21 protein-coding genes are annotated in these 26055 nt (G+C 72.2%); 11 read left to right on the top strand and 10 right to left on the bottom strand.

Annotated features, from left to right (window positions below; all coding sequences use genetic code 11):
• Positions 1–62 precede the first annotated feature (62 nt).
• Entirely contained in the window at positions 63–3059 is a 2997-nt protein-coding gene (locus ACVWNX_RS00980) for an FAD-binding and (Fe-S)-binding domain-containing protein (RefSeq protein ID WP_454411916.1), read from the bottom strand.
• A gap of 210 nt (positions 3060–3269) precedes the next feature.
• Positions 3270–3740, bottom strand: coding sequence for a MarR family winged helix-turn-helix transcriptional regulator (locus ACVWNX_RS00975; RefSeq protein WP_454411915.1), 471 nt, complete (start codon positions 3738–3740; stop codon positions 3270–3272).
• Positions 3741–3866: 126 nt separating this feature from the next.
• On the opposite strand from ACVWNX_RS00975, the gene ACVWNX_RS00970 reads away from it, so the two are divergent.
• Together ACVWNX_RS00970 and mltG are read left to right on the top strand one after the other, a co-directional pair.
• Positions 3867–5774 (top strand): ABC transporter ATP-binding protein, encoded by a 1908-nt coding sequence (locus tag ACVWNX_RS00970; RefSeq protein ID WP_454411914.1) that lies wholly within the window; start codon positions 3867–3869, stop codon positions 5772–5774.
• Between the two features lie 43 nt (positions 5775–5817).
• Positions 5818–6687, top strand: a complete 870-nt coding sequence (mltG, locus tag ACVWNX_RS00965; protein WP_454411913.1) for an endolytic transglycosylase MltG — start codon at positions 5818–5820, stop codon at positions 6685–6687.
• A 135-nt stretch (positions 6688–6822) separates the two neighbouring features.
• On the opposite strand, the gene ACVWNX_RS00960 is transcribed toward mltG, so the two are convergent.
• On the bottom strand, positions 6823–7908 hold the full coding sequence (locus ACVWNX_RS00960) for an NAD(P)-binding domain-containing protein (protein ID WP_454415033.1): 1086 nt from the start codon (positions 7906–7908) through the stop codon (positions 6823–6825).
• A 358-nt stretch (positions 7909–8266) separates the two neighbouring features.
• Here ACVWNX_RS00960 and ACVWNX_RS00955 point away from each other — a divergent pair, with 358 nt between their 5' ends.
• The 4 genes from ACVWNX_RS00955 (at position 8267) to ACVWNX_RS00940 (ending at position 11893) form a co-directional block, all read left to right on the top strand.
• Positions 8267–8689 (top strand): secondary thiamine-phosphate synthase enzyme YjbQ, encoded by a 423-nt coding sequence (locus ACVWNX_RS00955; protein WP_454411912.1) that lies wholly within the window; start codon positions 8267–8269, stop codon positions 8687–8689.
• A gap of 670 nt (positions 8690–9359) precedes the next feature.
• Entirely contained in the window at positions 9360–10682 is a 1323-nt protein-coding gene (locus tag ACVWNX_RS00950; protein WP_454411911.1) for an aminopeptidase, read from the top strand.
• A 66-nt stretch (positions 10683–10748) separates the two neighbouring features.
• A complete protein-coding gene (locus tag ACVWNX_RS00945) occupies positions 10749–10898 on the top strand; it encodes a hypothetical protein (protein WP_454411910.1) in 150 nt (49 codons plus the stop codon).
• A 608-nt stretch (positions 10899–11506) separates the two neighbouring features.
• Positions 11507–11893, top strand: coding sequence for a profilin (locus tag ACVWNX_RS00940; RefSeq protein ID WP_454411909.1), 387 nt, complete (start codon positions 11507–11509; stop codon positions 11891–11893).
• A gap of 164 nt (positions 11894–12057) precedes the next feature.
• On the opposite strand, the gene ACVWNX_RS00935 is transcribed toward ACVWNX_RS00940, so the two are convergent.
• The 5 genes from ACVWNX_RS00935 to ACVWNX_RS00915 all read right to left on the bottom strand — a co-directional run bounded on the left by ACVWNX_RS00935 (position 12058) and on the right by ACVWNX_RS00915 (position 18126).
• A complete protein-coding gene (locus ACVWNX_RS00935) occupies positions 12058–13098 on the bottom strand; it encodes a vWA domain-containing protein (protein WP_454411908.1) in 1041 nt (346 codons plus the stop codon).
• Between the two features lie 120 nt (positions 13099–13218).
• Positions 13219–14742 (bottom strand): ABC transporter ATP-binding protein, encoded by a 1524-nt coding sequence (locus ACVWNX_RS00930; RefSeq protein WP_454411907.1) that lies wholly within the window; start codon positions 14740–14742, stop codon positions 13219–13221.
• The gene (locus tag ACVWNX_RS00925; protein ID WP_454411906.1) at positions 14739–15578 is read right to left on the bottom strand and encodes an ABC transporter permease; all 840 of its coding nucleotides are present in this window, start codon (positions 15576–15578) and stop codon (positions 14739–14741) included. The genes ACVWNX_RS00930 and ACVWNX_RS00925 overlap by 4 nt, the downstream gene beginning before the upstream one ends.
• Entirely contained in the window at positions 15575–16519 is a 945-nt protein-coding gene (locus ACVWNX_RS00920) for an ABC transporter permease (protein ID WP_454411905.1), read from the bottom strand. The genes ACVWNX_RS00925 and ACVWNX_RS00920 overlap by 4 nt, the downstream gene beginning before the upstream one ends.
• Positions 16516–18126, bottom strand: a complete 1611-nt coding sequence (locus tag ACVWNX_RS00915; protein WP_454411904.1) for an ABC transporter substrate-binding protein — start codon at positions 18124–18126, stop codon at positions 16516–16518. The genes ACVWNX_RS00920 and ACVWNX_RS00915 overlap by 4 nt, the downstream gene beginning before the upstream one ends.
• 158 nt (positions 18127–18284) lie before the next feature.
• Here ACVWNX_RS00915 and ACVWNX_RS00910 point away from each other — a divergent pair, with 158 nt between their 5' ends.
• Complete coding sequence (locus ACVWNX_RS00910) at positions 18285–20201, top strand: ABC transporter ATP-binding protein (protein WP_454411903.1); 1917 nt, start codon at positions 18285–18287, stop codon at positions 20199–20201.
• Positions 20198–21964 carry an ABC transporter ATP-binding protein gene (locus ACVWNX_RS00905; RefSeq protein ID WP_454411902.1) on the top strand — a complete coding sequence of 589 codons (1767 nt, stop codon included), beginning with the start codon at positions 20198–20200 and terminating at the stop codon, positions 21962–21964. The genes ACVWNX_RS00910 and ACVWNX_RS00905 overlap by 4 nt, the downstream gene beginning before the upstream one ends.
• A gap of 36 nt (positions 21965–22000) precedes the next feature.
• Here the strand turns inward: ACVWNX_RS00905 and ACVWNX_RS00900 are convergent, their stop codons facing one another.
• Both ACVWNX_RS00900 and ACVWNX_RS00895 read right to left on the bottom strand, forming a co-directional pair.
• Positions 22001–22717, bottom strand: coding sequence for a TetR/AcrR family transcriptional regulator (locus tag ACVWNX_RS00900; protein ID WP_454411901.1), 717 nt, complete (start codon positions 22715–22717; stop codon positions 22001–22003).
• Between the two features lie 108 nt (positions 22718–22825).
• Positions 22826–23428 carry a TetR/AcrR family transcriptional regulator gene (locus ACVWNX_RS00895; protein WP_454411900.1) on the bottom strand — a complete coding sequence of 201 codons (603 nt, stop codon included), beginning with the start codon at positions 23426–23428 and terminating at the stop codon, positions 22826–22828.
• Between the two features lie 161 nt (positions 23429–23589).
• Between ACVWNX_RS00895 and ACVWNX_RS00890 the strand changes: the two genes are divergently transcribed.
• The 3 genes from ACVWNX_RS00890 (at position 23590) to ACVWNX_RS00880 (ending at position 26054) form a co-directional block, all read left to right on the top strand.
• On the top strand, positions 23590–24354 hold the full coding sequence (locus ACVWNX_RS00890) for a hypothetical protein (protein WP_454411899.1): 765 nt from the start codon (positions 23590–23592) through the stop codon (positions 24352–24354).
• A gap of 99 nt (positions 24355–24453) precedes the next feature.
• Entirely contained in the window at positions 24454–25062 is a 609-nt protein-coding gene (locus tag ACVWNX_RS00885; protein ID WP_454415032.1) for a zinc-binding dehydrogenase, read from the top strand.
• Positions 25059–26054 (top strand): LLM class flavin-dependent oxidoreductase, encoded by a 996-nt coding sequence (locus ACVWNX_RS00880; protein ID WP_454411898.1) that lies wholly within the window; start codon positions 25059–25061, stop codon positions 26052–26054. The genes ACVWNX_RS00885 and ACVWNX_RS00880 overlap by 4 nt, the downstream gene beginning before the upstream one ends.
• The last annotated feature ends 1 nt before the right edge of the window (position 26055 follow it).

Genomic DNA, 26055 nt, shown 5'->3' with positions numbered 1-26055 from the left:
TACGGCCGCACCTGGATTGATCACGCCCCGCGGCGCGTCGCCCCGCCCAAGCGGCCCCGGTCTCAACCCGCGCCAGGACCAGGTGAACCCCCACGGTCGGAAGACTGGACGCCTGGCCCGGGCCGGGTGGCGCGTTCGAGTGCCAGCAGGACCGAGACGTAGGAACGGCCCGTCGCGTGGTCCATGCCGATCTCGCACATCCGGTTCGCCGACAGATGGGCGTCGAACCGGCGGGACGTCACCGCGGCGGCCTCCTCGCGGGTGGCGGACTCGGTCAGCTCCCTGTGCAGCATGCCCCGGTCGCCCGCGAACGCGCAGCATCCGGCGTCCTCCGGCACGACGACCTCGTCCGCGCACGCCTCGGCCACGGTCCGGAGCTGCTCCTCGTCACCGAGGTGCCGCATGGAGCAGGTCGGGTGGAGGACCGCCGACCCGATGGTGCGGTGGACGGTGAGACGGGGCAGGAGTTCCTCGGCCGCCCACACGACGGAGTCCACGACGGTGAGTTCCCGGTGCAGCTCCCGGTTCCCGGGCGTGAGGTACGGGACGACCTCGTCGGCGAGGCCGAGCGCGCACGAGGAGGCGTCCACCACCAGGGGGAGACGACCGCCCTCCGTCCAGCCCCAGGCGGCCTCGACGACGCGGTTCGCCATCAGCGCATTGCCCGCCGCGTACCCCTTGGAGTGCCAGATGGTGGCACAGCACGTTCCGGACACGTCCCGTGGAATCCACACCGGACGGCCCGCCCGGGCGGAGACCGCGACCACGGCCTCGGGCAGGGACGGACCCCGGCGTCCCCCGGGCGGGCCTTCCCCGGACGAACCGAAGATCCGGTTGACGCACGCCGGGTAGTAGACGGCCGAGGCGCCCGCGCGCGGTGTGCGGGGAAGGCGGCGCGGGGCGGCACCGGGAAGGGCGGGCAGCCACTCCGGTACCAGGTCGGGGCGTACCGCCCCGCGCACGGCACGGGTCGCCGCGCTGAGCAGCCGGTCGTCGAGGCGGGCCGCGACGGCCACGGCGAGCCGGGCCGATGCCTCGACCGCCCCGAAGTGCCGGGCGGCGAAGGCCGCGGCCCGCTCCTCACGCGCGGAGTGCCGGGCGTGCCGGAAGTCCTTCATCATCGCGCCGGTGTCGATCCCCACCGGACAGGCCAGCTCGCAGGTGGAGTCCCCGGCGCAGGTGTCGACGGCGTCGTAGCCGTAGGCGTGGAGCAGCCCTTCCTCGACCTCGGAGCCCGCGGGCTGACGCGCCATCTCGCGCCGCAGCACGATCCGTTGCCGGGGCGTGGTGGTCAGATGACGGCTGGGGCAGGTGGGTTCGCAGAAGCCGCATTCGATGCAGGGGTCGGCCACCGGCTCGATCCGGGGAATCGTCTTGAGACCGCGCAGATGCGCCCGGGGGTCCCGGTCCAGCACGACCCGGGGGGCGAGGATCCCGTCGGGGTCCACCAGCCGTTTGAGGCGCCACATCAGATCGGTCGCCCGGTCGCCCCATTCGAGGGCGAGGAACGGTGTGATGTTCCGGCCGGTGCCGTGTTCGGCCTTGAGGGACCCGTCGAAGCGTTCCACGGTGAGGCGGCAGAAGTCGTCCATGAAGGCCGCGTACCGTTCCACGTCGCGGGGGTCCCCGGCGTCGAAGGCCAGCAGGAAGTGCAGGTTCCCGTGGGCGGCGTGCCCGGCCACGGCGGCGTCGAAGCCGTGCCTGGTCTGGAGTTCGAGCAGTGTCTCGCAGGCGGCCGCGAGCCGGGCGGGAGGCACCGCGAAGTCCTCCGTGATCAGTGTGGTCCCGGACGCCCGCGAGCCGCCGACCGCCGTGACGAACGCCTTGCGGGCCTTCCAGTAACCGGCGATCGCCTTGGGGTCCCGGGTGAACGCGTTGGTCACCGAGGCGACGGGGGCCACCAGCTCCAGCCCGGCCGCCACGCGCCGCGCGGCGGTCTCGTACTCCTCCAGCGCCGCCGGGTCCGGGGCCCTGAACTCGACCAGCAGCGCGGTGGTCCCGGGCGGCAGCTCCGCCCAGTCCGGGGGAACCCCCGCCACGCTCACGGAGGCCCGGAGCGTGTTCCCGTCCATCAGCTCGACGGCGAGGGCTCCGGCCTCGTTGAACGCGGGCACGGCGGCGGCCGCGGCCGGGAGGGACGGGAAGAACAGCAGCGCGGTCGTGACGTGCCGGTCCAGCGGAAGGGTGTCGAAGACGACCTCCGCGATGAAGCCGAGGGTGCCCTCGGAACCGATCATCAGCCCGCGCAGGATATCCACCGGGGTGGAGCCGTCGAGGAAGGCGTCGAGGCGGTAACCGTTGGTGTTCTTGATCTCGTACTTGGCCCGGATCCGGGCGACCAGAGCGGAGTCGGCCCCGATCTCCGCCTTGAGGTCCAGCAGTCCACGGCACAGGGCCGGTTCCGCCCGGGCCAGCAGGGCGTCCGCCTGCGGGTCAGCGGTGTCCACGACGGTGCCCGACGGCAGGACGAAGGTGAGGGAGGCGACCGTGCGGTAGGAGTTGCGGGTGGTTCCGGCGGTCATGCCCGAGGCGTTGTTGGCGACCACGCCGCCGATGGTGCAGGCGATGGCGCTGGCGGGATCGGGGCCGAGGACCCTGCCGTACCGGGACAGCGTCGCGTTGGCCCGGAACACCGTGGTGCCCGGCCCGAGGCGCGCGCGGGCCCCTCCGTCCAGGACCTCGACGCCCGCCCAGTGCCTGCGGACGTCGACCAGGATGTCCTCGCCCTGCGCCTGGCCGTTGAGCGAGGTGCCGGCGGCGCGGAAGACCACGTTCCGCCCCTTGCCACGGGCGTAGGAGAGGACGGCGGACACGTCGTCGATGTCCTCCGCCACGACGACGGCACACGGCAGGAAGCGGTACGGGCTGGCGTCGGACGCGTAGCGCACCAGGTCCGACAGACCGGTGAGGACTTTGTCGGCGCCGAGCAGGGCGGTCAGCTCACCGCGCAGCGGCTCGGGCGTGCCGCCGGAGCGGTCGGGCGTCACCCGGTCGGGGGCGGGTCTCGCGGGACGGGAGACGGGGCGCAGGCTGTCCGGATCCGGCTCCAGCAGGGGCATGGGTCTCCTCCTCGTTCGAGGTGCTCGCCGGTCGTTCGGTCGCCGGTCATGGGCCGCCGGTCGACGTCCGAACGCGGTCGCGTCCGACGGCACCCGGGTACCGGAGCGCTCTCATGATCGCCCCAGCGAGGGTGACGTACCCCATGGCCACGGCGGAAGAGGCGGGCCGGACGCCCTCGTTTCCCGCTGTCGGAGCGAGGGCGGCGGGCGTCAGCGGCGGTCGTCGTCGCTGTGCGCGGGGTGGAGGTCCGGGCCGTCGATCAGGGTGCCGAGCAGTCCGCCGAGCAGTTCGCGCTGCCCGGGGCTCAGCGGGGCGAGCATCTCCTCGGCGGCGGCCCGGCGGACCGAACGCAGCTCCTCCAGGGTCCGGCGCCCGGCGTCGGTCAGTTCGATCCGGGTCACCCGCCGGTTCGCCGGATCGGGTGCCCGGCGCACCCGGTCGGCCGCCTCCAGCCCGTCGACCAGCGTGGTGACGGCCCGCGGCACGACCTCCAGGTGCTCGGCGAGGTCCGCCATCCGGGGCGGCGAGCCGTACAGCGCGAGGGTCCTGAGCAGGCGGGACTGCGCGGGGGTGATACCGAGACCGCGTGCCTCCAGATGCCGTTTCTGGATGCGGTGCACCCGGCGGGTCAGCCGTAGCAACTGCTCGGCGAGGATGCCGTCCGCGTCCGGGGTGTTCATGGCCGCACCATACCGGACATCAATCATTGTGAGCATAGGTAACTATGAGCTATGCTCGTCATCGTGCGGCGCGGCGCCTGCCGTGCCGGACCCGTACGGCGTTTCCCGCATCCCCACAGGAGGCTCATGCGTGCCAAAGCGATTCCCTGGACGTCCTCACCGCCCGTCCCGGATTCCGGTTCCGTCCCGGAGACGGTCTCCGCCCTGGACCGGGCCGGTGCCCAGGACCGCGGGCCGGTCGAGGACCCCGCCCCCGACCCGGAGCCCGTTCACCCTCTCGGACAGTCGGGGCAGCTGCGCCGCATCGCTCGGTTGTTCCGCCCTTACAAGGGGCAGCTCGCCCTCGTGGGACTGCTGGTCTGCGCCGCCTCGATGGTCTCGGTGGCGACCCCGTTCCTGCTCAAGGCGATCGTGGACACCGCGATCCCTGAAGGGCGCACCGGGCTGCTGGGCCTGCTGGCGCTCGGCATGATCCTCGGCGCCCTGGTGACCGGGATCTTCGGCGTCCTCCAGACGCTGATCTCCACCACCGTCGGTCAGCGCGTCATGCACGACCTCCGCACGGCGGTCTACGCGCGCCTCCAGAGCATGTCCCTGGGGTTCTTCACCAGAACGCGCACCGGTGAGATCCAGTCCCGGATCGCCAATGACATCGGCGGTATGCAGGCCACCGTCACCTCGACGGCGACCTCCCTCGTCTCCAACCTCACCGCCGTGGTCGCCACGGTCGTCGCGATGCTCGCGCTCGACTGGCGGCTCACCGTGGTCTCCCTGCTTCTGCTGCCCGTGTTCGCCCTGATCAGCCGCAGAGTGGGACGCGAGCGGAAGAAGGTCACCGCCCGCCGCCAGAAACAGATGGCGATCATGGCGGCCACCGTCACCGAGTCGCTCTCCGTCAGCGGCATCCTGCTGGGGCGCACCATGGGGCGCGCCGACTCCCTCACCCGCGCCTTCGCCGAGGAGTCCGAACGGCTCGTCGACCTCGAAGTGCGCTCCAACACCGCGGGACGCTGGCGGCTGGCCGTCATCACGATCGTCATGTCCGCCATGCCCGCCGTTCTCTACTGGTCCGCGGGCGTGGCCTTCGCCGTCGGCGGACCCGCCGTGTCCCTGGGGACCCTCATCGCCTTCGCCGCCCTCCAGCAAGGGCTGTTCCGGCCCGCCGTCGGTCTGCTGTCCACCGGGGTCGACATCCAGAGCTCGCTCGCCCTGTTCCAACGGATCTTCGAGTACCTGGACCTGCCCGTCGACATCACCGAGTCCCCCGACCCCGTCCGCCTCGACGGGATCAGGGGCGAAGTCGCCTTCGAAGGAGTCGGCTTCCGCTACGACGGGACCGGCACGGCGGTCCTCGACGGCATCGACCTCATCGTTCCGGCGGGCGGCAGCCTCGCCGTGGTCGGGAGCACCGGAGCGGGCAAGTCCACCCTGGGCCACCTCATACCCCGTCTGTACGACGTGACGGAGGGCCGGGTGACCATCGACGGGACTGACGTGCGCGACCTGGACTTCGCCACCCTGGCGCGCGCGGTCGGTGTGGTGTCCCAGGAGACCTACCTCTTCCACGCGACCGTGGCGGAGAACCTGCGGTTCGCCCGCCCGGACGCCACCCGGGAGGAACTGGTCGCGGCCGCCCGCGCGGCCCAGATACACGACCACATTGCCGCGCTCCCCGACGGCTACGACACCGTGGTCGGTGAGCGGGGGTACCGGTTCTCCGGAGGTGAGAAGCAGCGCCTGGCCATCGCCCGGACCGTTCTGCGCGATCCCCCCGTCCTCCTCCTCGACGAGGCCACGAGCGCGCTGGACACCGAGACCGAAGCAGCCGTGCAGACGGCACTCGACATCCTGGCGACCGGACGCACCACCATCACCATCGCCCACCGGCTCTCCACCGTCCGGAGCGCCGACCACATCGTGGTCCTCGACGGAGGGAGGATCGCCGAACGGGGGACGCACGAGGAACTGCTCGCGCTGGGCGGGCGTTACGCCGCCTTGGTGCACCGGGACGCCGCATCGGAGTCGACGGAATGAAGATGTATCGGTTTGAGGGTGTTCGTCGGGTTACCGTGCGGCCATGCAGACGAAGACTCCGCGCCGCCGCCCGGTCCGACTCACCCGCCGGGGCCGGATCGTCCTCGCCGCCACCGGCGCGATGGCGGTCGGAGCGGCGGTCGCCGTCGCGGTGATCCTGCCCGACGGGCCGCCGGACACCCCCACCGCACTGGTCGTCCCGGCCGGGTGGCGGGCCGACCAGGTCCTCGGGGCGGTCGACAAGGCCCTCGCCCTGCGGCCCGGCACGACGAAGAAGCAACTGCCCACGATGCGTCTCGCGCTGCCCGCCGACGCCCGGGGAAACCCCGAGGGCTATCTGTTCCCGGCCGGATACCCGATCACGGGAAAGTCGACTCCCCGTTCACTGCTGACGGACATGGTGAACACCGCCAACAGGAAGTTCCGCGCCACCCCCGTCGCCGCGGGCGCCAACGCGGAGGCTCCGAACCTCTTTCAGACGGTCACCATCGCGAGCATCGTCCAGGCCGAGGCCGACAACGAGAACGACATGGGGAAGATCGCCAGGGTCATCCACAACAGGCTGCGCCAGGACATGCCCCTCCAACTGGACTCCACGATCGACTACGCCCGGCACCGGGGCACACCGGACACCGCTGACGGCGCGGCCCGCCCCGACCACCCCTACAGCACCTACACGCGTACGGGGCTGCCCCCCGGTCCCATCGCCAACCCCGGCGAGAACGCCCTGCGCGCGGCGCTCAACCCGCCACCGGGGGAGTGGCTGTACTTCGTCACCGTCAAGCCCGGCGACACCCGCTTCACCGTGGAGTACGGGGAACACCAGCGCAATGTGGCCGAGTTCAACGAGCTCCGGACCCGCGCCACCCGCTCTGCCTCTCCCGCCCCGGCTTCTTCCGCCCCGACATCCTGATCCCGCCGGTCCCGGCGTCTCCTCACGGATGGCGGGCTTCCGGTCATGGGCGCGGCACGGGGGCGTCCGTGACCGCATCCGGACCAGGCATTCCATGCGGCACCTGAACGAGGGGGACCTGGGGCGGTCCCCGCCTCAGACGGTGACGGTGACCAGTTCCCCGGACAGCAGCCGTCTGATGTCCCGCACCGCCGCGCGGCCCGCCCGGTTGGCGCCGGTGGTGCTCGCCGACGGCCCGTACCCGACCAAGTGGACCCGGGGGTCCACGGCCGCCCGGGTGCCCTCCATCCGGATGCCGCCACCGGCCCCGCGCAGCCTCAGCGGCGCCAGATGGTCGGTGACCGGGCGGAACCCCGTGGCCCAGAGGATCACGTCGACCTCGATGCTCCGGCCGTCGTCCCACGCCACCCCGTCGGGGGTCATCCGGTCGAACATCGGCAGTCGGTCCAGAACCCCGTCCGCCCGTGCCGCCCTGACCGCGTCCGTGAGCGGAAGGCCCGTCACCGACACCACGCTCCGTGGCGGCAGTCCGGCCCGTACCCGTTCCTCGACCAGCGCCACTGCGGAACGCCCCGCCTCGGCGTCGAAGGGCCCCTCCACGAACACCGGGGGCCGCCGGGTGACCCAGTGGGTTCCGGCGGCGTACGGGGCCAGCTCCATCAGGTGCTGGGTTCCCGAGGCACCGCCTCCCACCACGAGGACGCGCAGTCCGGCGAACTCCTGAGGGCCCCGGTACTGGGCGGTGTGCAACTGCCGTCCACGAAACGTCTCCTGCCCCGGGTAGCGCGGCCAGAACGGCCGGTCCCAGGTACCCGTCGCGTTGATCAGGGCGCGCGTCGACCACCGGCCCGCCGAGGTCTCGACCAGTAGCCGCCCTGCCTCCCCCTCCCGTACCGCGCGCACGTCCACCGGACGCCGCACCCGCAGATCGAAGGCGCGTTCATAGGCGGTGAAGTACTCGCCTATCACCTCGGAGGACGGACGGTCCGGGTCGGCGCCCGTCAGCTCCATGCCGGGCAGCGCGTGCATCCCGTGCACCTTGCCGTAGGTCAGGGTCGGCCAGCGGAACTGCCACGCTCCGCCAGGGCGGGGCGAGTGGTCGAGGACCACGAAGTCGAGATCGGGCGTGAAGCCCGTGCGCCGCAGATGGTAGGCGCTGGACAGCCCCGCCTGCCCGGCGCCGATGACCACCACCTCCACGGGCGTGGCCTCGGAGTTCATGGGTATGACTCCGGGGTCCATGGGCGTGGCCGTGATGTCCACCGGTGTGACTGTGGTGTCCACGGGCGAGGTGGCGTCCGCCGCCCCCAGATCGAGACCCTCGATGTAGTTCACACTTCTACCAACCCGTGGAGTGGTCCGGATCTTCCCCGTCCGGCCCGTCCGGTCAACGCGGAGGCGGTGACTTCGGCCACGGCGCAATCCCGCCGCGCCGCCTGACGCCCACCGGGCTGAGCAGCGAGAACGGTGCCGTGCGGGAATCCGCCGTCAGGAAAGCGGGCCTCTTCACGGGCCGACATCCGTCCGGATGGCAGCGGTGGCGAAGCCGTCGACGGGCCTTCTGCGTCACGATGGGATCATGTCCGACACCTTCACCACCCGTGTCCTCGACGTCACCACCGGCTCCCGGGAGACGGTTCTGGACCTCACCGAGGAGTGCGCTTCCTTCCTGGCGGACGCTGCGGCGGGCCGGGACGGTCTGCTGAACGTGTTCGTCCCGCACGCGACGGCGGGGGTCGCCGTCATCGAGACCGGCTCGGGCAGCGACGACGACCTGCTCGCGGCGCTGCACCGGCTCCTCCCCGCGGACGACCGCTGGCAGCACCGCCACGGCAGCCCCGGCCACGGCCGTGACCACGTCCTCCCGGCACTGGTCGCCCCGCACGCGACCCTTCCCGTGATCTCCGGAACGCTCGCACTCGGCACCTGGCAGTCGGTGTGTCTGGTGGACACCAACCGCGACAATCCGCGCCGTCAGGTCCGGCTGAGCTTCCTCGGCTGATCGAGCCGAACAAGATCGTCCTGGACGGCGCCAGAGCAATGGCCCACACTCTGCGGACGATCGATCCCGAGGTCGAGGGCATGGCCGAACTCGCGATGACCGCCGGGTGCGACGACGATCTCGCGGGCGGTTCCACCCGGATGGCCAAGCAGCTCCGCAGTCTGATCACCCGGATCCATCCTTCCCCGGAACGGGTTCCGGGCCCGCGGATTCGGCACCCGGCCGTGCTCGAACTGGCTGGACCAGTACGGCTCCCCGGCTCGGATTCGCAAAGTGCGCCTTCTCGATGTGGGTATCGGGGAGGAGGGGGAGCCGGATACCGCGATGAGGGCGGCCCCGGAGCGGATCGTCGTCTGTTTGACGGCACCGTCGAGATCGCCGGTGGTGAACGTGACGAGTTGCGACCACCGGCCACGGCCTCACCGTTCCGGCCCTTTCGTCGCGCACCGACCGCCTTTTGTCCTCTTCCGGACCGCATGGCCCCCGAAATGTGCAATTGCGCCCTGCATGCATGGCGACCACGATGAATTTCGCACGGTAATCAAGAAAACGCGCGATGGCGTGAGGGGGAAATGTGAAGGCGTAATTGCGCCACTGCCTCGGACCTGGCGATCATGTGTACGCACCATTTACGTTGTGTGAGCGAATTCCCCTCACTCAGGGAGAGTGAATGCGCCACACACTGAGATGGCTCTTATCGGCCGCGCTGGTCTTCGGCGCGGCGGTCACCACGGGTGCCCCTTCCGCCACGGCCGCGCCCGCCAACACCGTCCCGGACGTCAAGGCCCAGCTGCAGGCCCTGCCCGGAGTGGCCTCCGTCCGGCAGGTCTGGGAGATGGAGCCCAATGAAACCCGCCTGTACGAGTTGCAGTTCGACCAGCTCAAGGACCACCGCAACCCCTCGGCCGGCACCTTCCGGCAACGGGTCGCCGTACGGCACCGCTCGGAACAACTCCCCACGGCGCTGCTGACCGTCTTCTCCACTCAGGAGAGCGCGAGGCCCCCGGTCGGCTTTCCGTACCTCACCAATGACGTGTCGGTGGAACGGCGATTCACCGGCACCTCCCAGCCCACCTCCAAGGACCTGACGAAGCTGGACATCCGGCAGGTGGCCGACGACCTGCACCGGATAACCAGCTCGCTCAAGGGCCTGTACCAGCAGAAGTGGATCTCCACCGGTGAAGGGGATGAGGACGCGCAGACCGCGATCTACCACCGGCGCTTCCATCCCGCCGACGTCCACGGCACTTATGTCCTCGGTGGCCGCAACGACGTCGACAACGCCGAGGACTCCGCGTACGACGAGGTCATAGCGAACAAAAGCACCCCCGAGTGCACCGACCGCATCAAGGCTTTCCAGCGCGAGGCCCTCAAGCGCCGGGGCGAACTGCTGGAGCTGTACCAGCGGGAAGCCCAGATCAACCGCGATTCCCACCAGGTGATCGGATCGGCGGACAAAGCCTTCGAGATCTCCGTCACCAACTACATGCGGCGATTCTGGAACACCTTCAACGATCGCCGCATGTGCGTCTCCATCCCCCTGGCATCGGCTCCCACCTCCGAGATCTGGAACTCCCTCCGCTTGACCGGTGGCGTCTACCTCGAAGGGGACCGGAACCTGCGCTTGTACGAAGTGGAGAACTACCTCGCCGGAACCCAGACCGGATGGCCTAGCGTCGACACCTCCCACCTCGACGACCTGCTGCGCTACCCGGGGATCAACCAGCCCCGCAGTCTGGTCGACCGCGGCTTCCCCATGACGTTCGACAACGGAGCGATGGCCGACATCGACCGCTGGGTCCGCGAAGAAGCATCCGGAATCATCTTCTTCTACACCGAGGACCATCCGAGGACAGCCGAGCGGTTCCACCCCGGCGAAGGCAGCACCGACACCAAGGTCTTCTACAGCCCGAACGGTGAAATCGACCGACTGGACCCGGCCGATCAGCGGGAGCTGACCGCAACGCTGAATCGGTGGGCGGGCCGGGCGTGACCGTCCGCTCGTCAGGCGAAAGCCCCGCATGACCTTCTGCGAAACCCCCCGATCACAGGAGAGTGAATGCGCCACACCATGAGATGGTTCGAGCCCGGTGCGGGCAGCACCGACACGAAGCTCTTCCTCGGCCCGAACGGCGAACCGCACGGGCTCAGCCCGGCCGAGCGGCAGGAGCTGCTCCAGAGGGTGAAGCGGGGCGGCGGGGCGGCCTGACCGACTGCTCCGGCGCCCGGCCCCGGCTGACCTCACACCCGCCATCCGGCCCGGTGCCGTGCCCGCCGTGCGTCGCTCCCGGCGCACGGCGGGCATCCGTGAGCGGAGCCGGACACCGGGCCGAGGTCCCTCCGGGAGTCCGCTCCACGTGCGGCACGACTCTTCCGCCGCTTGGCTGGTCCAGGAGGTACGTCCGCGCCGCTGCGGCCGGGGATGCCCGCGATGGCCACCGTTCGACCAGCCCCTGACGGGGCTCGGGACGTTCCAGGCTCGTTCGGCAACGGCTCGTGCTGTGCCGCGCCCTACTGGCGGGGCTCCTCGCGACCACCGCCGTCCCCGCCTCCACCGTCCGGGCGGCGTCCGGCCGGGCCCGCGCCGCCACCACGGACTTCGACGGGGACGGACGCGGGGATCTGGCGGTCGAGGCGGGTGGAGCCGAGGACGTCAGCGTCCCCTCAGCCCTTCCGGGTGCGTACGAGCCATGGAGTGTGGAGTTCCGGCCATCTGCCGGTAAGTCAGGTGCGTGGGCGGTGTGGGGACGTGAGGATTCCGGATCGGACCGGCAATCCGCCGGCCTGTGCGGTTCCAGAGCAACAGGGGTGGGGCATATGGCGGCAACGTGGCAGGGTTACGTGGACCAGCTGATTGGCTCGGGGCACATCGCCCGAGCGGCGATCATCACCCGCGCCAACGGCACACCCGTTGCCGCCAGCGCGGGATTCGCACTGAAGGACGGCGAGGCCGCAGCGATCCTCAAGCTGTACGCGGACCCCTCGAAGGTGTTCAGCACCGGCGTCACCGTCGGCGGCACGAACTACCGGGGCATCAAGGGCGTCGGCCGCTCGATCTACGGCCAGACCGGCGGCAACGGCGCCGTCCTGGTCCGGACGGACCAGACCATCCTGATCGGTCTCTACACTCAGCAGCAGCAGCCCGGCAACGCGGCCAATGTCGTGGAGAAGCTGGCCGACCACCTGCTGAGCGGCGGCTACTAGGGCGGACGCCCCGCACAGCGCCAAGAGGCCCCGGGGACCCGGCCCGTCGCCCGGGACGGGCGCACCGACCCCGTGGTGCACGGACGGCTGACGGCGGGCGACTTCAACGGGGACAAGCCCCCGGGACCTTCGGCTTTGCCCCGTTCACGGGCTCCACGGGTGTGTCAGTGCATCAGCAGCAGCCGTGTGTTCGGTACCAGTTTGCGGTTCACGCTGGTGCTCTGCACGAAGATGGTGAAGTCGTCGTTGTGGTCCGGCTTGACGCGGACCTCCACGTCCGGGAGGCCGAGCAGGGCTCGGGCCTCGGGTCCCGTGTACACCCGGTCCGTCTTCTTCTCCAGTACCGCGATCTGCTTCCGTGCCTGGACCTTCTCCGCCTTGCTCAGCTGGTAGAAAGCGCCACCGGTACGGTAGGTGTGTCCGGATTCGACGACCCAGTTCCGGATCGCCGTGTCGCGGTCCACCGGGATCAGTACGAACGCCGACGGGTCCACCGGGGTGAGGCCGGCGGCCTGGATGGTGTCCTTGTTGACCGCATCCGCACCCGTGGAGAACACCGCCCGCGATCCCCGGATGCCCTTGGTGCGGCCCACCATGAACTTCTCGGTGGCCTGCCGGATGACCTGCCCGGCCTCCTCCAGCCCCTGTGCGGTCGTCGCGTCCCAGACGGCGATGTTGTCCTTCGGGAAACCGCACCGCATCGCCTCGCGCTTGCCCAATTGGTCCGGCACCAGGACGGCCAGCGTCCAGTTGTCGTTCTGCGCCTCGATCATCGCCGTCACCGCCTGGACCAGCTTCTGCGGATTCCGGCTGGGGGCGTCGGGGCAGCGATGGCTCGCGTTCTCCTGGCCGTCGGTGAGCACGAACGTCAGAAAGCTGTGGTCGCCGTACAGTTGGGCGGTCTGCGCCAGCTCCCGCTGCGACTTCAGGGCCGCCGCCAGCAGGGCCGTCATGCCGCTGGCCCGGTACAGCTGCTTCAGCGACGGCATCCGCAGCACGTCCTTGTCGTAGATGACGCACTTCACCTCGTCGGCGAAGACGTACACCGTGACACGGGTCTCCTGGTCCAACTCCCTCGACCGGCGCGCGAGGTACTCGATCTGCTGGTCGGCGACCTCGACGACCTTGCGGCTCAGGTGCGACATCGACGAACTGGCATCCAGCACAAGAGCGACGTGGTTGATGTAGTTTTGGCTTCCGGACACGGACGGCTCCCCCTCGTGACGAGTTGATGCTCCGTACCGTCTCACCCGCCACTGACAATCGGTCCGGCTCCCGGGCCGGACGGCGAGCCCACCCCGCTCCGCCCCCCCCGGCGCCGCTGGTCATGGTCGGGCGCCGGGCGGGTGACCGGCGGGTGACCGCGTCAGCGTCCCCTTCCCCAGGACCGCGACCTCGTCGGCGATCCGGTCCACCACGAGGGGGTCGTGCGTGATGACGACGAGCCCCAGTGACTCCCGGGCCCTGAGTTCGTCCAGGAGTTCGAGGACGGACGCCTGGGTGACGGTGTCGAGCGCCGAGGTCATCTCGTCGCACACGAGGACGCGGGGGCGGGCCGCCAACGCGCGCGCGATGGCGGCCCGTTGGCGCTGACCACCGGAGAGTTCCCCGGGCAGCCTCCGTAGGTGGTCGGGCCGCAGCCGGACCAGTTCCAGCAGCCCGGCCGCCGTCTCCTCGATCAGTTCCGGGTCCCGCATCCCCCGCAGCAGCCGCAGCGGACGGGACAGGGCGGTTCCCACGGTCTGGCCGGGGTGCAGCGTCCCGGCGGGGCTCTGCGGTACGAGCTGGACGGCCGCGCGGTCGGCGACCGGGCGGTTCCGGGCGTTCGGGGCCAGGGGCCGTCCGTCCAGCAGAAGCGTTCCGGCGTCGGGCGGGCACAGCCCCGCGAGGCAGTGCGCGAGGGTGCTCTTGCCCGCGCCGGACGCGCCGGTGAGGGCGAGAGCGCGGCCCGCCCGGACGGCCAGCGCCACGCCGTCGAGCACGGCCCGCGAGTCCCGTACGACCCGTAGCCCCCTGGCCTCCAGCACCGGCGGGCCGGACGGGGAGCCGGGTTCCTCCCGGAGCTCCGGGGTGCGTTCCCGGGGGCGGGCCGCCGCCACGAGCCGCCGCGCCGGGGCGGAACCGGGGGAGCGGGCGACCCGGTCGGCGGGACCGTCCTCGGTGATCCTTCCCTGGTGCAGGACGACCATCCGGTCGGCGAGGCCGTCAACGGCGGTCAGATCGTGGGTGATCCACAGCAGCGCGGTCCCGGACGACCGCAGTCGCGCGAGTTCCCCGCGCATCTCCTCCCGGGCCTCCCGGTCCAGCGAGGAGGTCGGTTCGTCGAGGACGAGCAGGCGCGGTGAGCGGGCGAGGGCGACGGCGAGCGCTCCGCGCTGCTGCTGGCCGCCGGAGAGCTCACCGGGGTGCCGCCGCCCGAGCGCGGCCGTCAGGCCGACCCGCTCCAGCAGGGCTTCGGCCGCGGTGCCGTCCCGGGTGCCGAGCGCGGTGCGCACCGTGGTCGTGAGCCGCTGGTGCGGATTGAGCGCGGTGTCCGGGTCCTGACTGACGTACGCGGCGGTCCGGCCGCGCAGGCCGGGTGGCGGGTCCGGGAGGCTGGGCCGCCCGGCGACGGCCACGGTGCCGCCGCGATGGGTGATTCCCGGGCGCAGCAGCCCCAGGAGGGCGAGGGCGAGGGTCGTCTTGCCCGAACCCGAGGCTCCGACCACGGCGACGCACTCACCGGAGGCCATGGTCAGGGAGACCCGGTCGAGCACCGGTCCCCGGGGGGAGTGGAGTTCGAGCTCCGTCACCCGGACCAGGGGCTCGCCTCCGGTCGTGGGGAGCGCGTTCGGGACGGGCGCGGTCATCGTCGGGGCCCCTGTTCGTCGTGGCGTGCTCGGTCCGTCAGCAGGTTGACGCTCACCGCGAGTACCGCGACGAGCAGCAGCGGGGCCAGGAGCGCCACCGGTTGGAGCGTCGCCCCGGGCAGCGCCTCGACGATGAGCGTCCCCCAGTCGGTTCCGGTCGTCGCGACGCCGAGGAAGCCCGCCGCCGTCACCAGGTACAGCGTCAGGACGAACCGGAGGCCCGCCTCGGCGGCCACCGTCGGGGCGACGAGCGGCAGCACCTCGTGCCCGAGCAGCCAGGTGCGGCTCTCCCCGCGGGCGGCGGCCAGTTCCACGTGGGGTCGGCGCAGCACCGGCCCGGCGGCGGCCCGGACCACCCGGGCGCAGAGCGGCACGCTCGCCGCCGTGGCCGCCGCGATCACGCCGGGCCGCCCGGGAACGGTGGTGAGGACCAGCAGCAGGGTCAGCACGGGCGGGACGGCGGCGAGCGCGTCCAGCGGTCGGGTGACCAGGCCGCCCAGTCGGCTCCGCCGGTGTTCCAGGAGGGCCGAGAGCAGTCCGGCGAGGGTGCCGAGGGTGACGGCCACCGCCGTGGCGGCCAAGGTGGTGATCACCACCGACGGGCTCCCGTGGAGGAGCCGGGAGAGCACGTCGCGTCCCAGGTGGTCGCCGCCGAGCCAGTGCCCGGCTCCCGGCGCGGCGTGGGGCGGGGCGACGACGGCGGTGGGCGAGTGGGGCGCCAGCGGCGGGCCGAGCAGCCCGAGCGGCAGCACCACCGTGACGGCCACGGCGGAGATCCACCGCCGGACGGTCCGCCGTCCCTGTGGGGTGGTGTCCGGGGGCACGGGCGCGCTCATGTCCGCACCGTCCCGCCGGTGGTGCCGAGATCGGCCACCACCGTGGCGAGCAGGGTGAGCGCGCCGGTGATCATCGCCAGTGCCTGGACCACGGGCAGGTCGCCGGTGGTCACCGAGGTCACCAGGAGCTTGCCGATGCCCGGATAACCGAAGACCACCTCCACGAGCACCGTTCCTCCCATCAGTCCCGCGGCTCCGACGAGCCAGATCTGTGCCGCCGAGGGCAGCACCGCGGGCAGGACGGCCTGCCGCAGGACCGCCCGCTCCGGCAGGCCGTTGAGCCGCATGAACTCCACGTGCGGTGACCGCAGGGCGGCGGCCGTCTGCGCGCGGATCACCCGGGCCGCGTAGACGAGGCCGGTGAGGAGCAGGCTGAGGACCGGCAGCACCAGGACCTCGGGGTGGGCCAGGGGGTGTTCCCCGGCCGGGACGAGCGAGACGGCGGGCAGCAGGCCGGGCCGCCCCGCGAACAGCAGGACCAGGAGGCTCGCGACCACGAACTCGGGCACCGCGACCGTCAGCAGCAGGACCGCCGAGCCCACCCGGTCGGACCGGCGTCCGGCGCGGTGGCCGAGCGCCACGCCGAGCGCGAGTGACGCGGGGACCAGCAGCAGGACGGTGAGGCCGACGAGGACCGTGGTGTTGCCCAGCCGGTCCGCGAGCAGTTCGCCCACGGGCGTTCCCCCGGCCGAGGTGCCGAGGTCCCCCCGGAGCAGCCCGGTGGCCCAGTCCAGGTAGCGCTCGTGGAGCGGCTCGTCCAGCCCCAGCCGCTCCCGGGCGGCCTCGGCCTGCTCGGGGGTGGCGCCCGGCCCCAGCCGCGCGGTGGCCGGATCGCCCGGCAGCAGGTCGACCCCGGCGTGGACCACCAGGGACAGGAGCACCAGCAGTCCGCCCGCCACGGCGAGCCGCCCCGGGACGCGTGCGAGGGCGGTCCGTCTCATCCGGTGAACCCGACCCGGCCGAGCCAGGGGTACTCGGGGGACTCGCGGCCCTCGACGCCCGTGACCTTCTCCTTCGCGACGCTGAGCACGTCACCCCGTCCCCAGGCGACCCAGTTGCCCCGGTCGGCCATGACCTTCTGCGCCGTCTCCCAGGCCCGCGCGCGTTCGCCCTCGTCCGTGCTGGCGATGGCGGTGGCGACCGCCTCGGACAACTCCTCGTCGGGGAAGGCGAGCGTCTCGTAGGCGGCGGACCGGGTGTAGGTCAGGGCGAGGGAGAAGGGGCCCAGCGGGAAGGCGATGGCGTCGCAGGACTTCATCCCTTCCGGGTCGAAGCCCTCCGGTACGCCGACCTTGTCCAGCCGGGCGTCCAGTCCCAGTTCCCGGAGCTGCTCGACGAACAGCTCCGAGGACGAGTTGAGGCCGACCTCGAACTCGGCGGTCCGTACGACGAAGGGGCGGCCCCGCGCGCCGGCCGCCTTGAGCAGCCGCTTCGCCCGGGCGACATCGCGCTCCGGTACCGGGACACCGTCCAGGAAGTGCTTGGCGCCCGCGCCGAAGAGGTCGTTGGCGACGGTGCCGAACCCCAGGAAGACGGACCGTACGAGCGCCTCGCGGTCGATGCCGATCCGGACGGCCCGGCGGACCCGGGGGTCGGCGCACGGGCCCCGGGTGACGTTGAGGACGAATCCGTAGCTGGTGCGGAGCGCTTCGCCGCCTCCCCTGACCCGCAGTCCCGGTCCGGGAGCGCCCGACTTGGCGCTGGCGAAGGATATGTCGGCGGCGTAGTCGGCCTGATCGGCCTTGACGGCGTTCACCCGGGCCTGGGCGTCGTCGATGCTCAGCAGGGTGATCCGGTCGGCGTTCCCGGCGCCGTCCCAGTACGCGTCGAACCGTTCGAGGCGGGTCTCGACCCCGGCCCGGAACCGGGAGACGCGGTACGGGCCGGTGCCGACGGTGTTCCCGGCGGTGAAGCTCTTCGTGCCCTTCTTGATCACGTAGAGGCCCGCTCCGGCGAACAGGGTGGCCGGATCGCCCACGGGACGCGTGGTCGGCACGACCACCGTGTGGTCACCGGTCGCCCTGGCCTTCGACAGGTCGAAGTACTGGGTCAGTTCGCTCGGGAAGGCGCGGTCCGGTGAGGCGCGGTGCGCGAGGGTGTACACCACGTCGGCGGCGGTGAAGGGCGTGCCGTCGTGCCAGGTCACGCCCTGACGGAGGGTCAGGGTGCAGTTCTCGCCACGGGCGCCGGGCCGCGCGGCGGTGGCCAGGGAGGGCCGCGCGGCACCGTCCTCGACGTGGAAGAGCTGATCGAAGACCACGGCGTATCTGACGATGTCGCAGGGGGACGTGCCGACGGTCGGGTCGAGGGACTCGGCGGCGCCGGAACCGGCGAACGCGAGCCGCACGGTCCCTCCCCGCACGGCCTTGCCCGTGGGGGCGCCGTCGCTGACGGGGGCGGCGTCCCCGGACGGCGAGCAGCCGCCGGCCAGGGGGACGGTCAGGGCGGCGGAGCCCGCGCCGAGCAGGGCGAGCACGGTCCGCCGACTGAGGGGGGCGAGGGCGGAGCGCGGCGTTCCACGGTCGGCGGGCGGGGTTCTGAGAGACATGTGGCGCTCCGGGATTCACGATCGGCCAGGCGATGCGTACGATGTTCGCGTAAGGCTAACCTTACTTGGCTCGAAATCACCAGCCCGAGGCCGCATGCTGACGACCATCGTTTTCACGAAGGGCTCCGTCCGGCTTCGCAGACCCGTGGAGGCACGACATGCCCACCCCTCGTACGGCCGCGCCGGTGCCCCGGTCCGGCGCCGCCCGGGAACAGGACGGAGCGACCGCGGACGGCCGGGGCGGGCAGCCCGTTCCCCCACCCGGTGAACCGCTGTTCGCGCTGCTCGCCAGCGTGCGCGGCCGACTGGCGCTCGCGCTGGGCGCGGGCGCCCTCGCCGGGGTCTGCGGCGTCGTCGGACTGCTGCTCGTCGGCCTCGCCCTCGCCGAACTGTTCTCGGCCGACCCCTCCAGTGCCACGGTCGTCCGGTCCCTCGGTGCCGCCGCGGTGGCGGCACTCCTCCACTTCGTGCTCCGCAAGCGGGCCTACGACATCTCCCACCTCGCCTCGTTCGAGCTGGAGACCACCCTCCGCCGTGACCTCGCCCGGCATCTGTCCACCGTCCCGCTCGGCACGGTCCAGTCCCTCGGCTCCGGTCCGCTGAAGAAGGTGGTCCAGGACGACGTCCGCGCCCTGCACGGCGCGGTCGCCGACGCCACGCCCATGCTCGGCACCGGCCTGGCCCAGCCCCTCGCCGCGCTGGTGGCCCTCGCCTTCGTCGACTGGCGGCTGCTGCTCGCCGTCCTCGCCGTGGTGCCCGCGGTCATGATCGGGTTCCGGCTCGTCACCCGTGACCACGCCGAGCAGCGCCGCCTCTACGACGACGCCAACGAGGCCGTCAACGAGGCGGTCGTGGAGTTCGTCCAGGGCATGCCCGTGGTCCGGGCCTTCGACGACGGCACCACGTCCTTCACCCGCTTCGCCGAACGGGTGGCCGACTTCACCCGGGCCACCGAACAGTGGCAGCGCCGCACCCGGAGCGCGGGCATCCTCACCCGGGCGGCCATGACCCCGCTGCCGACGCTGGTCGTCATCGTGGCCGTCGGCACCTGGCTGGTCTCCAACGGCTCCCTCTCCGTGGTCGACCTGGTCCTCGCCGCCTTGCTCGGCACCATGCCCATCGAGTCCGTCGTGCCCCTGATGTACCTGAGCCAGTTCATCACCGAGTCCCGGGCCGGCGCGCGGCGCATCGCCGAGGTCCTCGCCCTGCGGCCGCTGCCGGAGCCCGCGACGCCCAAGGCGCCCGCCGACGGCTCGATCACCCTCACCGGCGTCGGCTTCTCGTACCCCGGGGCCGACGGCGACCCCGCCACGGCGCGCAAGGCCCTGGACGGCGTCGACCTCCACGTACCCGCGGGCTCGGTCTGCGCCCTGGTCGGCGCCTCCGGCTCCGGGAAGTCGACCGTGGCCCGTCTCGTCCCCCGCTTCTGGGACGTCGACTCGGGCTCCGTCCGGGTCGGCGGCGTCGACGTCCGCGAGATCGGCTCCGACGCGCTGCTGCGGCACGTCGGGCTGGTCTTCCAGGAACCGTTCCTGCTCGACGACACCGTCGCCGAGAACATCCGCCTCGCCCGCCCGGACGCCACCGAGGAGGACGTCCGCGCGGCGGCCCGGGCCGCGCAGGCCGACGCCTTCATCCGTGAACTGCCCGACGGCTACGACACCCGTGTCGGCGAACGCGGCTCCCTGCTCTCCGGGGGACAGCGGCAGCGCGTCACCATCGCCCGCGCCCTCCTCGCCGACCCGCCCGTCATCGTCCTGGACGAGGCGACCGCCTTCGCCGACCCCGAGAACGAGGCCGCCATCCAGCGCGCGCTCGCCGAACTGACCCGGGGCCGCACCGTCGTCGTCATCGCCCATCGGCTCAGCACCATCGTCGACGCCGACCGGATCGTGGTCATGGACCGGGGGAGGGTCGCCGAGAGCGGCACCCACGCGTCGCTGCTCGCCACGGGCGGACGGTACGCCGCCCTGTGGGCGCAGCACACGAAGGCGGACGCCTGGGGCCTGACCGGGCGTGCCGCCCGGACGTCCGGCGCCGCGCGGTCCGACAGCACCGAGGGGGTCTCCGCGTGAAGCGCCTGTTCCGTCTGATGATGCTCGCCGCCGGATCGAGGGGCGCGCACTTCCTCGTCGCCCTGCGGGCCTCCCTGGTGGGCTCCCTCGCCCAGGCCGCCGCGTACGGCGTCCTGATCGGACTGATCCACGAACTCGCCCGCCCCGGCGGTGACCCCGCCACCGCCTGGCTCTGGTTCGGCGCCTTCCTCGCGCTGTACGCCGTCGAGGCGCTCTGCCGGCTCGGCGAACTGCGTTTCCAGTACGAGGACTGGGCCCGGGTGATGTCCGACCTGCGGCTCGGACTCGGCGAGAAGCTGCGGGCCATGCCCCTGCGGGAGCTGGAGAAGCGCAGCGCCGGTGACCTCAGCGCGGTGATCGGCGGAAACGTCGCCTACGCCTCGATGGCCGCCTCGTACGTGGCCTTCCTCTTCCTCCAGGCCGCCGTCGTCCCCCCGCTCGTGGTCCTCGTCGTCCTGGTGGTCGACTGGCGCGTCGGACTGGTGCTCGCGGCCATGCTGCCCGCCGCCCTGCCCTTCGTCCGGAGCATCCAGCGCCGCGCCGGTACCGGACTGCGCGCCGCGAACGCCGCCGACGGCGCCGCCTCCGCGCGGATCGTCGAATACGTCCAGGGACTTCCGGTGCTGCGCGCCGCGGGCCAGACCGGCGCGTCGTCGCGACGCCTCGACGACGCGCTCCGCCGGCAGACCCGTGTCATGAGCGAATCGCAGCGCTCCCTGACGATGCCGAGCATCGTCGCCACCGCTTCGACGCAACTCGGGATCATCGCGGCCGTCGCCACCGGCGCGGCCCTGGTGTTCGACGCCCGGCTCTCCGCCGCCCTGCTCGCCGCGCTGGCCCTGGCGGCGGTCAAGCTCGCCGAACCCCTGGCCAACGCCGCCACCATGATCGCGGTGTTCGAACTCTCCGAGGCGTCCCTGGAGCGCATCGAGGAAGTCATGGAGAGCGAACCGCTCCCCGTCGGCGACCCCGGGGCCCGCCTCGACCGTTTCGACGTCACCCTGGAGGACGTCGTCTTCCGCTACGGCCCCGACGACCCCGTGCCCGTCCTCGACGGAGTCTCCCTCACCCTGCCCGCCCGTTCCCTGACCGCCCTCGTCGGGCCCTCGGGGTCCGGCAAGACGACGATCTCCAAGCTCATCACCCGCTACGCCGACCCCGACTCGGGCACGGTGCGCATCGGCGGAACCGATCTGCGTCTGATGGCGCCGACCGGGATCCACCGGCACGTGGCGGTCGTCTTCCAGGACGTCTACCTCTTCGACGACACCATCCGGGCCAACATCGCGATGGGGCGCCCCGGCGCCACCGACGCGGAGGTGGAGGAGGCGGCGAGGGCCGCGAACGTCCACGAGTTCGTCACCCGGCTGCCCCGGGGCTACGACACCCGGGTCGGGGAGGTCGGCGGCGCCCTGTCCGGGGGAGAACGGCAGCGCGTCTCCATCGCCCGCGCCATCCTCAAGGACGCGCCGATCGTCCTCCTCGACGAGCCGACCGCCGCGCTCGACAGCGGCAGCGAGGTCGCCGTCCAGCAGGCCGTCGACGCGCTCGTCCGGGAGAAGACCGTCCTCGTCATCGCGCACCGGCTGTCGACCGTCACCGGAGCCGACCAGATCCTCGTCATCGAGGACGGCAAGGTCGCCGAACGGGGCACCCACACCGGACTGCTCGCCGCCGGGGGGAGGTACGCGGCGATGTGGGCCGCCCAGACCGGTGCCCGGGCGTGGCGGGTCCCCCGTCCCTCAGCGGCGCCTTCCGCGTAGCCGGAAGCAGGGCCCGCCCCCGTCCGGGGGCGGGTCCTAGCGTTCCCCGTCGGTTCCGGGCGGGCCCTGGCGCTCCCCGCTCAGCAGTGCCCCCAGCAGCGCGGAGACCGGTCCGGCGAACTGGTCCCCGGTCGGTCCGCCCGCTTCCCGGGCCTCCGTCTGCGCTTCCCGGACCCGTGCGAAGGCGGGCAGTTCCTCCCCGTCGGCCCGGTTCACCGCGACGGTGCGCTGGCTGGGCTCCCCGGGCGGGACCAGCGGATGCTGCGAGAGCAGTTCCCCGAGCAGCAGGTGCCAGCACGCCCAGTAGGCGGTCAGGGCCTCCCGGGGCGGCAGCCCGGCCTCCAGGAAGTCCGCGAGGCAGGCGTCGACGAACGAGAACGCCGTCTCGGCGACCAGATCGCCCCGGATGAGGATGTGCAGCACCCAGACGTGGTCGGCCATGTAGTCATGGGCCTCCAGGAACCGCCGCAGCAGCCTGTCCCGGGGGGTGTCGCCCCCGACGTCCACCGGCAGTCCCGCGGCGATCTGCTCCAGCACGGCGACCAGCAGCGCGTCCCGGTCCGCGACGTGCCGGTAGAGCGAGGGCGCCGCCGTGTTCAGTTCCTTCGCCAGCGCGCGCATGGTGAGCGCGTCCAGTCCGTCCCGTTCGATCATCCGTCGCCCGGCCGCCACGACGGAAGCCCTGGTGAGACCGGGCCTCGGCCGTCGACGTCCGTAGCGGCCCCGTTCCACCGGACTGGACTCACGTGTCATCGGACCATCGTTTCACGGAACGGATCACCGCCGGGCGGCACCGATCGGTGGCCGCCGAGGGGCGCCGCGGTGCCGGGTGGGAGTCCGTCGCGGTGAAGCGGTGCGCGGCTACCCGGTGAACTGCGCCCGGGTGGGGGAGGCCACCGGCAGCGGGTGGGCGGCCGGGGTGCGGAGGCCGTCGAAGATCATGGACAGATAGCGCCGCCAGAGGCCCGGGGCGTCCTCGCTGACGCTGAGGACGGCCTGGGAGGCGGCGCTGAGCAGCAGGACGACGTCGAGGCCGGTGACGTCGTCGCGGACCGCACCGGTCGCCTGGGCGCGGGTGACGAGGGTGTCGGCGATGTCGGCGAGGCGTTCGCGGGAGGTGCGGACGGTGGCCTCGGAGCGGGAGAGGGCGGCGGCGGCCTGGCAGAAGGAGCGGTCGCGGGCCTGGATCTCGGTGCCGATGGTCATGAACTCGAACAGCGCCGGGCCCGGGTCGTCGGAGCCGGCGAGACGTTCCCCGGCCGTCACCAGTTCCTCCAGCCGGTCGCTGAAGATCTCCGCCAGGAGCTGTTCCTTGGTGTCGAAGTGGCGGAAGACGGTTCCCTTGCCCACCCCGGCGCGGGTGGCGATGCGGGTGATCGACACGTCCATGCCGTTCTCGGCGAACTCGGCGGTCGCGGCGTCCATCAGCAGGCGTCGGTTCCGTACGGCGTCGGCTCTTTGCATGGCCCCATCGTACATAAGCGGACCGTTCGGTCACATTGCTTGAGCCAAGCGGACCGCGCGGTCAGCTTTCGTGCTACGGTTCAGAACATGACCGGGCGGTCCGGTTGCGACGCCGGACCGTACGGGAACCCCTACGTACCGTCAGTGAGAGAGGAAACGTCATGGACGTCCGCGGTTACGAGACCGGCCCGATCGAGGCGGAGGCGGCCTTCACCTCCGACTTCCCCCTGGACGACCGCTACTCGACGCAGGACATCGTCGACATGCTGGAGCGGGAGCGCCCCAACATGGACATCCGGCCCGGCATGCGGCACAAGTACACCCCGCTGCGCTTCGACCCGGCCACCGGTGTGAAGTACATCGGAGGCCGCTACCTCTTCGACACCTGGGAGAACGTCCTCGACTACGACCACTTCACCAACGAGGAGCTGTTCCCGGAGCCGGGCGTGAAGTTCTGGTCCCGCTTCCCGGGCGTGGACAAGCACTACTGGAAGGTCACCGGCGCCCATGACTTCAAGCCGATGGCCACCTCCCACCACGTCAACCGGTTCGAGCGCTACTCGTACGCGCACGACGGCGTCGAGCGGCTGCTCGCCGAGGTGTGGCCGGTCATCCGGGACGAGGCCGAGAAGCAGGGCCTGTCCAGCGTCTGGCTGATGTTCCAGCCGGAGGAGAAGCAGATCGGCGTCCTCACCGTCGCCGGGAAGTCCGATGACGAGGACGCGGCCGTCGCCGTCTCCCGGGGGCTGGAGCGTCTGGAGCGCCTGGACGCCTTCGGCCGCTTCCTGCCCCAGCCGCTCGGAGCCGAGCAGCTCATGGACCGGACCAGCCTGATCGTCTCCTCCTGGCTGCCCGAGTCCCGCGCGCTCGGTGGCGCGCACTCGTCCTTCGACGTGTCGCCGCCGCACCCGAAGCCCCGGGTCTGAGGCGGAGGAAGGACGGGGCGTCCGGCCGGGACCTCGCACGGTTCCGGCCGGACACCCCCCTTCCGCCGCGGGGCGGGCCCGGTCCCGGGCCGCCGGGTCCTGGTCGCCGGGGCCTCGGGCGCGGTCGGCCGTTTCGCCGTCCAGCTCGCGGCCCGGGGCGGCGCGCACGTCGTCGCCGTCGCCCGCAAGCCGGAACTCGCCGATGAGCTGCGGGCCCTCGGTGCCGATGAGGCCGTCACCGACCCCGAGGCGGTCACCGGGCCCGTCGACGGCGTGCTCGACCAGGTCGGCGGGCCCGGCCTCGCCCGTGCTTTCGACGCCCTGGGCGAGGGCGGGACCCTCGTGCTGACCGGTGCGGCCTCCGGCGCGGCGACCGCGTTCCCGCCGGGCGCCCTGCTCGCGGATCCGCTCCGTCAGGACCGCTCGATCGTCACCTTCTTCGAGATGACCGGGAGCGGTCCGCCCGGACCCGTCCGGCTCCCTCCGCCATCCGGCCGGACGGGTCCGGCCCCTCACGATCCAGGGCCGGACCCGTCCGGCTCCGCCCACCGTCCACTGCCCGCCGCCCGCCGCCCGCTGAACCGCCCGGCCCTGGTCGCCCGCCCTTGGTCGCCCGCCCCACACCGGGGCGACCGGCTCGATTCCCTCGTCCGACCGGGCCCCACGAGCCCGTCGAAGAACCCGCGAAGCCGAAAGAAACGGACATGAACAGCTCCACCGGAACCCCGCTCTCCGTCCTCGACCTCTCCCCGATCCGCAACGACGGGACGGCCGCCGAAGCCCTGGCGAACACCGTCGCGCTGGCCCGCGCCGCCGAGGCGTACGGCTACCGCCGCTTCTGGATCTCCGAGCACCACAACACCCCCGCGATGGCCTCCTCCGCGACCTCCATCATCATCGGGCAGGTGGCCGCGGCCACCGAGCGGATCAAGGTCGGGTCGGGCGGCGTCATGCTCCCCAACCACGCCCCGTACGTGGTCGCCGAGCAGTTCGGCACCCTCGCCGCCTACCATCCCGGCCGGATCGACCTCGGGGTCGGCCGCGCGCCCGGCACCGATCCCTGGACCACCCGCGCCCTGCGGCGCGAGCACCAGAGCGGCGCCGACTTCCCCGAGCTGGTGGCGGAGCTGCGCGGCCACCTCGCTCCCGCCGACCCCGGGCGCAAGGTCCGCGCCGTCCCCGGCGAGGGCTCCGGCGTGCCCGTGTTCGTCCTGGGGTCCAGCACCTTCGGCGCCGCCCTCGCAGCCCGGGACGGACTGCCGTTCGTCTTCGCCTCGCACTTCGCGCCCGAACAGCTGCTGCCCGCGCTGGAGTCGTACCGGTCCGGATTCCGTCCCTCGGCGGCCCTGGCGAAGCCCTACGCGATCGTCGCGGCCAACGCCGTCGTCGCCGACACGGAGGCCGACGCCGTACGGATCTTCAGCTCGCTCCAGCAGAAGTTCCTCACCCACTTCCGCGGCGGCATGGAGTTCCGCCCGCCGGTGGACGACATCGACGCGCTCTGGTCGCCCCAAGAGGCGCGGATGGTGAACGCGATGCTCGCGGAGTCCTACGTCGGCACCCCGGACTCCGTCCGCCGGGGCCTCCGATCCCTGGTCGAGCGCACCGGTGCCGACGAACTGATGGTCCTCAGCGAGGCATGGGACTTCGACGCCCGGCTGCGCTCGTACGAACTGCTCGCCGAGACATGGAACCGCTGAC

Source organism: Streptomyces sp. JNUCC 64, from assembly GCF_054484115.1.
The sequence above is the reverse complement of the archived record's forward strand: the minus strand, read 5'-3'. Positions and strand labels throughout refer to the sequence as shown.